Origin of the sequence: Arsenophonus sp. ENCA, from assembly GCF_002287155.1 — a bacterium.
Lineage (GTDB): Bacteria > Pseudomonadota > Gammaproteobacteria > Enterobacterales > Enterobacteriaceae > Arsenophonus > Arsenophonus nilaparvatae.
In genome coordinates this window covers 1-4,777 of the sequence record NZ_NHNG01000795.1, presented here as the reverse complement: position 1 = coordinate 4,777, position 4,777 = coordinate 1, and the positions used below count along the sequence as shown (strand labels likewise).

General features: G+C 38.6%; 3 protein-coding genes and 1 pseudogene. 1 reads left to right on the top strand and 3 read right to left on the bottom strand.

All coding sequences use genetic code 11. From position 1 onward, the window contains the following. Window positions 1-216: 216 nt before the first annotated feature. The 3 genes from CBG25_RS20675 to tolC form a co-directional block, all read right to left on the bottom strand. Window positions 217-1,377: a glutathionylspermidine synthase family protein gene (locus tag CBG25_RS20675; RefSeq protein ID WP_290608951.1), complete on the bottom strand. Its 1,161-nt coding sequence runs from the start codon at window positions 1,375-1,377 to the stop codon at window positions 217-219. A 5-nt stretch (window positions 1,378-1,382) separates the two neighbouring features. Then, window positions 1,383-2,120 carry a DUF1190 family protein gene (locus tag CBG25_RS20670; protein WP_290608952.1) on the bottom strand — a complete coding sequence of 246 codons (738 nt, stop codon included), beginning with the start codon at window positions 2,118-2,120 and terminating at the stop codon, window positions 1,383-1,385. Window positions 2,121-2,332: 212 nt separating this feature from the next. Next, window positions 2,333-3,718, bottom strand: coding sequence for an outer membrane channel protein TolC (gene tolC / locus CBG25_RS20665; RefSeq protein WP_290608950.1), 1,386 nt, complete (start codon window positions 3,716-3,718; stop codon window positions 2,333-2,335). Between the two features lie 237 nt (window positions 3,719-3,955). On the opposite strand from tolC, the pseudogene nudF reads away from it, so the two are divergent. Next, window positions 3,956-4,588, top strand: a pseudogene (nudF, locus tag CBG25_RS20660) (ADP-ribose diphosphatase); the annotation flags it as partial. Window positions 4,589-4,777 lie beyond the last annotated feature (189 nt).

Below are 4,777 nucleotides of genomic sequence, written 5' to 3'. Positions count from 1 at the left end.
ACATAAACGTCGTATATCTGAAAAAATAACCCTTTATCAACAAAATTGGGACGTAATCAAAAATGCTATTGCTGAGCACATCCGTGTTTTATTAGCGTACCCAAATTAGTTTTGTGCGAAACTCGTGCTTGTTATTTTTTCAACTCATTAGTCATAATAGTAAAAACAGCAAGATAATGATTGCTTTATCATTATCTTGTTCTTATGTTGCATGGATTAATTTAGAATAATATGTGGGTAAAAGCGGGATAGATCTTGGGTAATTAATTGTTTGTCTTCTCGAATACCAATTCCTGCCGGTTGATCATTTACCAGCCAACTACCGATTAATGTATAGTTATTTTCAAATTGTGGTAGCGGATAAAATTGTTGAATAATCATCCCCTCTTCGCCATATGGACCGTCTACTGAGGCAATTTCACGTTCATTATCGATGATACGAATATTTGCTCCTTCTCGTGAAAAAATAGGTTTGATTACATAGCTGTCCAGTTTTGGCGGATTAGCTTCTGCAAAATAGGCCGGTAACAAATTAGGGTGATTAGGAAACATTTCCCATAGCATAGGTAGTAATGCCTTGTTAGAAATAATGCTTTTCCAAGCAGGTTCTAACCACCTTACGCCAGCATCTGCTAACTTAGTAGAAAAAATCTCTCTAAACATAAGTTCCCAAGGATATAATTTAAACAGATTGCTAATAACCTGGTTATTAGGATCGGTAAATTGTCCTTTTTCACCTAAACCGATTTGATCAATATAGAGAAATTCGGTGGGAATATTGGCTTCGTGAGCACAGTCTTGTAGGTATTGTATGGTGTCGCGATCTTCGTGACTATCTTGGCAGCAGCTGAAATGTAACCAGTTAAAACCAAATGATTCACGCAAAAGCGCAAAGCGTTCAATAAGTTGTTCTTGTATGCTATTAAATTGATCAGCATTTGCTGGCAAATTGCCAGCATTGATTTGATCTTCTAACCAAATCCACTGAAAAAATGCGGTTTCATATAAAGATGTTGGTGTATCGGCATTATTTTCTAATAATTTTGCTGGTCTTTTACCGTCATAAGCTAAATCCAATCGAGAATAAAGTGAAGGTTGGTTAGTTTTCCATGAGTGATTAACAAATTCCCAACAATGTTTAGGGATCTGAAATTTTATCAATAATTCCTCGTTACTAACCACTTTTTCGACCACTTGCAGGCACATTTGATGTAATTCAGCTGTGGTTGCTTCAAGATCTTCTATTTGTTGCATAGTAAATTGGTAATAGGCATTTTCACACCAGTAAGGTTCACCATATAAGGTGTGAAAATGAAAACCAAATTCAGCTGCCTTTTCTTTCCAATCAGGGCGTTCAGTGATGGGCATCCTTATCATCTCTATCAACCTCCCATAGAACGCTGAGAAGGCGTTGTGGCACTTTGACGCTGCATGCGAGTCTGTTGTTTAGCGACTGATTCCCCGAAACCGCCACGAGTTATAGTAGTGGTCGTTGCCGGTTTAGGAGCAAGAGCTGATGGAGGTACGGCCATAATTCTACCTCCCGCTACAGCCGGCCCATAGTTTTTGCCACTAGCATCAACAAATTTTCCATTGGCGGGACTTGCAGGATTGCTTGAGCTAAAGAGAGGTTGCGCTGCAGGGGCTGGCGCAGCTGTACCACCACCCATTAGACGTCCCATCATGTAACCTGCCATTAATGGCATCCAGAAACTACCACTTTGTCCACTAGCTTGATTTTCTGTCGCTAAACCAGCTTGAGCTTGAGATGCAGGTTGGGTTGTAGTTGTGGTTTGAGTTGCTGTTTGAGTGGAAGCCTGAGTACATTTTTCTTCCCCAAATTCGGCCACACAATCTTCACGTGTTGCATATTTAGGTGCAGTTTTAGCTGCTTCCTGCAATGCATTTTTATAAGCCAGCGAACATTGTTCACTTTGAGCCGGGTTTTTTTGGGCACAATCCTCTGCGTTAGTATATAAATAGACGGTTTCGTCGCTTTGCTCACAAGCGGACAACATAAATACTGTACTAATAGCTAAGGCAACAGGTGCTAAGCGGTAGACGCGCCAGCTTTTACGAAAAGCACCTTGATTAATATTTTTCGTGCGCTTTATTTTCATCATCATTTATCTATCCTAAAGGTCGAAATAAAAATCGTGAAACTAGGATAGAATAGGGTAATTACGATGGAAATTAAAGCATAAAGCGGGTAGAAAGATGGCTATCAACCTGATTGTTTATTTTAAGTGGTAAAAATACAACTTTTCTAATTAAATTTCGTTACAATAAAAAAATACCCACAATATATGGGTATTAATAGTGGGTTATTTATTTAGTGTATTTGCTGAACACTCATCGGATTGATAATAGCATCCGGTGAGGTGGATAATGTTTTTCCTAAGCTACTATTTAAACGGAGCAGATCGCCTTCATTTAAAGTCCCACGGGCATACTGAATTTTCAGATCATTAATCAGATAATCATAACGTGCATTGGCTAAATTCTGTTTCGCCTGAAAAAGTGCTGTTGTTGCGTTCAATACATCCACGATAGTCCGAGTGCCGACCTGATAGCCTGCTTCCATCGCATCTAACGAACTTTGTGCTGAAACAACCAATTGTTGGTAGGCTTTGATGCTACTAATAGAAGAAATCACATTATTATAGGAAGATCGTACTATCTGAATAACATTGCGATAAGTACTTTCAAGCTGTTCACTGGAACTAATATAACCATACTGTGCTTGCTCAACGCGTGAGTTAGTTCGGCCACCTGTATATAAAGGCACACTCAACGTTAGTCCGACACTATTTTGGCCAGTATAGCTAGGACCATTTCTATTCCATATTTGTTGATTAGCACTACCATTATACTGGGTGTTACTAACACCGGTTGACGCTTCTAATCCAAGGGTAGGTAAATGTCCTGATTGTTCATAACGAATATTTTCTCGCGCCAGATCTTGTGATAAACCGGCGCTGAGTAAACTTAAGTTGCGTGTTTCAGCATCTTTTAATAGCTTCTCTACTCGAGCGGGTGTTTGGGTACTGAAATGAGCAATATTTAAAGCCGCTAATTGACTGTAATAGATGCCGCTAACTTGACGTAACTTTTCCAGCGAATTTTCTAATTGATTACGGCTCGATACTTCTTGAGCTAATACGCTGTCATAATTAGCGCGGGCGTTTTGTACATCGGTAATCGCGACTAATCCTACGTTGAAACGTTGGGTTGTTTGATCTAACTGGCGATAAACGGCTTTTTTCTGTGCTTCAATATAGTCTAATAAGTCAATAGCACGTAATACGTCAAAATAAGCTGTGGCGGTATCAAGAATTAATTTTTGTTGGTTAGTTTGATAAGTGACATCTGCAATACCGGCGGTTTTTTCCTGCATGTCTAACTGTTGCCATTTTGACATATCAAAGATGGTTTGGGTGAGTTTAAGATTGGCGCCAAGTTGGTTGTTTTCCGTGTCACGATTATCACGATAACCCCTGTTATAGGTGAAATTTGCGCCTAAACCTAATTGTAGTAGCAAAGGACTACGAGATTCATTAATTTTTTCAAGTGCTTGATTACGTTCTGCTAGCGATTTACGTAAATCCGGATTACTTTCTTTTGCTTTCTGATAGACTTGCAATAAATTTTCAGCTTGCCCAGTGGCACTTAGTCCAACTAGGCTAATGGTGATAAAAAGAGAGATAAATTTTTTCATTCTGATTCCTTGATTATACAATTTTTTGCTTTAGTTATCTCAGAAAAACATGAACACCGCTAATTTTAGCAGAATATGTCATTATTCCATGGTAGCTGTTTGTGCCATCTATCATGTTAAATCTGGCCAATGCTACATTATTTATAAGCTAATTTCCTTAAAAAACGTTATACAAGTCTCACTTTTTGTCAGTTAGTGCATATAAATTCAGAGAGTTTCTATGAGCGATAAAAAAAAAATTTACCTTTCAAGTTTAGCCAAAATGATGTGGAAATTACCGCTAAATTCGATCTTTATAATGGTTTTTTTCGTTTTGTTGAATACCGTTTTCGACATAAGTTGTTTAATGGTGGTTGGAGCAAGGAAATTCGGCGAGAAGTTTTAGAACGGGGTAATGCTGGCGTTATTTTACCCTATGATCCCTGTCTTGATAAGGTAGTGTTAGTTGAACAAGTACGGATCCCGGCGATGGATACGAGCGAAACACCGTGGTTGTTAGAAGTTATTGCTGGCATGGTAGAACAAAATGAAAACTTAGAACAGCTAGTTCGTCGTGAAGCAAAAGAAGAAGCGGGTATTACCATTCAGCGTTGTTACTATGCTCTAAGTTATCTTACCAGCCCGGGAGGTACAACTGAGCGTATTTATGTTCATATCGGTGAAATTGATGCATCTGCTATCAAACCCGGCAGTGTACATGGATTAAGCAGTGAAAATGAAGATATTCGTGTCCATGTTGTTAGTCGTGAACAAGCTTATCAATGGATAGAGTTAGGGGTAATTGATAATGCGGCTACCGTAATCGCAATACAATGGTTACAATTAAATCATCTTAGGTTGAAAAATAACTGGTTGAAGAACTTAAAATAACGGTTTGTCATAACATGAAAAAGAAGTGTGTATCAGCCTACAGATATTAATAAAGTATTAATGGGCACCTCGAAAAACCTAAGCCGAGTTTGATTTTGCTGATAAAGTTATCGGAAGCTGGTCTACTGAGCTAACCACCATGAAGAAACGCAGCGCCATTAAGAATGACCTCTTTGCAAACCAGTATCA

Bases quoted from the DNA above. Each gene is read 5' to 3' on its own strand.
- tolC (WP_290608950.1), bottom strand. From the start codon at position 3,718: ATGAAAAAATTTATCTCTCTTTTTATCACCATTAGCCTAGTTGGACTA.
- CBG25_RS20675 (WP_290608951.1), bottom strand. From the start codon at position 1,377: ATGATAAGGATGCCCATCACTGAACGCCCTGATTGGAAAGAAAAGGCA.
- CBG25_RS20670 (WP_290608952.1), bottom strand. From the start codon at position 2,120: ATGAAAATAAAGCGCACGAAAAATATTAATCAAGGTGCTTTTCGTAAA.